Source organism: Acinetobacter sp. YH12058 (genome assembly GCF_013419805.1).
Classification (GTDB): Bacteria; Pseudomonadota; Gammaproteobacteria; order Pseudomonadales; family Moraxellaceae; genus Acinetobacter; species Acinetobacter towneri.
The window spans coordinates 1-2180 of record NZ_VOZL01000054.1; the positions used below are offsets into that span (position 1 = coordinate 1).

Sequence of the window (2180 nt, forward strand, 5' to 3'; positions counted from 1 at the left end):
GTAAATTTTCAGCGTTGCTGGCTCCCCGTCAGCCGGATTGGGTTGCATCGCAGGGGTGTCGAAAGAGTCAACTGCGGTCCAAAGCTGTTGGACTTGGGTGAAAAGGGCGTTTATTCTTCCTATACGTGAACCGCATCCTACGGAATGAGTAACCCTTGCCCTATTGTGAGTAGAACGTCGTATAATTCAAACGAAAGCAGTTAATAGGTATGAAATATCACAGCACAAAAGAGCGACAGGACATGTTTAGATGATGTTATTATAAAATAATAACATCATGGATGAATAAAAAATAATTTTCTATCTTTACAACTATGTTATACTTCTATGATAAGGCTATGATGGCAAAGCCTTGGTTTTCCTAATCAAATAGTCGCCGAGATGGCTTCAATGCGACAGTAGGTCTACTGTCTCACAATTAATTCATGTATCAGATTTTTGTTCCCTGATGGGAAGTGTTATCCATACGAAAAGAATATGGGTAAAGTGTTACACCTGTATATGACATTCAGAATGTCCTGTCGGGGGAACTGGTACCAATTTAATAAAAGAAAACAGTATAGAAATGACAATCGAAGATATGCAAACATTAGCCCTAGAGCATGGGCTGAGAATTTCGGAAGAGATGAGCGTCAATGAGATGGGCATCGACTTTAGAGTTGCCTTTGTAAAGGAAGTAAACGGTGAGAACTGGGTACTCCGTATACCTCGAAGAAGCGATATGCTTGAACAAATCGAAAATGAAAGTAGAATATTGGATTTAGCCAAAAGAAACCTGTCGATCAATGTCCCTGATTGGAAAATTGTATCGGAGCGCCTAATAGCCTACCCTTTACTGGAGGATGCGCCTGCTCTGACATTCGATGCGATAACACATGAGGTTTCTTGGAACATAGATCGCGATAGCATAGCTTATGTGGAGTCTCTGGCAAAATCATTGGCCGAATTACATCGTATTACAGCTGACGATGTGAGAAAGAGCAACTTGAAAATAATGACTCCAAGTGAATTGAGGACCGAAATAGCTGACCGTATCCACTTGGTGAAATCTGAGATAGGTATCAGCGAGCCGTTGGAAAACAGATACCGTAGATGGTTGGACAATGACCCTTTGTGGCCTGAATTCACTTGTTTCATCCATGGCGATCTCTATGCAGGGCATGTCTTAACCTCGAAGGAAGGTAAGACCTCTGGTATCATAGATTGGTCTACTGCGCATATGGGTGATCCTGCACTGGACTTTTCTGGTCACGTATCGGTTTTTGGAGAGGATAGCCTGAAGAGTTTGATAACGGAGTATGCTAAACAAGGCGGAACGATATGGGATAGGCTCTACGAACAATCTATAGAGAGGGCTGCTGCAGCTCCATTAGCATATGGCGCTTTTGCGGTAGAGTGCAACGACGATAATCATATCAATGCCGCCAGAGCAGCCTTAGGTATTGTTCAATAAAATGATGTGAGGATACTTTTTTAAATGCTAAAATAGGAGTTCGATTGGTGCCACTTAAGAGTATCATTGATTTCTATTTTAGCCAGTATCCTCCACTTTTAGGAGCTCCTCGAAACTCGATTTTATGATCATCTCTTAAGATTTTGAGCCACCGCTCTACTATCTTGACAGGAACTAATAGCTCGTTTACTAAAAATGGTGCACGCTTTCCTGGATTAGTTCTTATCTGATTAAATAGTAGATTTACTCCCTCACTTACTCCCTCATTAGATTCGAAAAGTAGCTTTGATGAGACAATAACTCGAAAACCGTGCTGGAAATTTTCAAAGACAGGGGGACGCAGACCATAGGATGCGAAGCCTTCTTGGATTCGTTTGATGCCTGACCCATATTTTTCAATAAAATGCGCTTCTTTGAACGTGGCAGATATCCTTTTATTGCGCGCCCATGGCGAGTAATCTTCACGAAGAAGCTGATCAATCGTTAAGTTATCAGCTAAACCACCTGGATTGAAAAACTCTATGGAATTGTAATACACCCTGATTATGGAATCGGCAAATTAATTTGGACTTGGGTGAAAAGGGCGTTTATTCTTCCTATTACGTTGTCGGCAGCGGGCCAAAAAGGAATACGTCCATGCCCATCGAGGTGAAACCGGCTGTGAGCGCGGGTTCAAGCATATAGCCCGACAGGCGCGTATCCTTGCCGATCACGACACGATGGCGGT

Annotated in this window: 2 protein-coding genes and 1 pseudogene; 1 reads left to right on the forward strand and 2 read right to left on the reverse strand. The window is 42.5% G+C overall.

All coding sequences use genetic code 11. From position 1 onward, the window contains the following. The first annotated feature begins 565 nt into the window (after positions 1–565). A complete protein-coding gene (mph, locus tag FTU09_RS13590; protein ID WP_071830579.1) occupies positions 566–1453 on the forward strand; it encodes an Mph(E)/Mph(G) family macrolide 2'-phosphotransferase in 888 nt (295 codons plus the stop codon). 73 nt (positions 1454–1526) lie between these two features. On the opposite strand, the gene FTU09_RS13595 is transcribed toward mph, so the two are convergent. Beyond that, a complete protein-coding gene (locus tag FTU09_RS13595; protein ID WP_071830580.1) occupies positions 1527–1991 on the reverse strand; it encodes an ATP-binding protein in 465 nt (154 codons plus the stop codon). Positions 1992–2058: 67 nt separating this feature from the next. Then, positions 2059–2180 (reverse strand): annotated as a pseudogene (locus FTU09_RS13600) (hypothetical protein); the annotation flags it as partial.

What these genes read in the sequence shown, in the direction of transcription:
- mph (WP_071830579.1), top strand. Translation starts at nt 566, where the DNA reads ATGACAATCGAAGATATGCAAACATTAGCCCTAGAGCATGGGCTGAGA.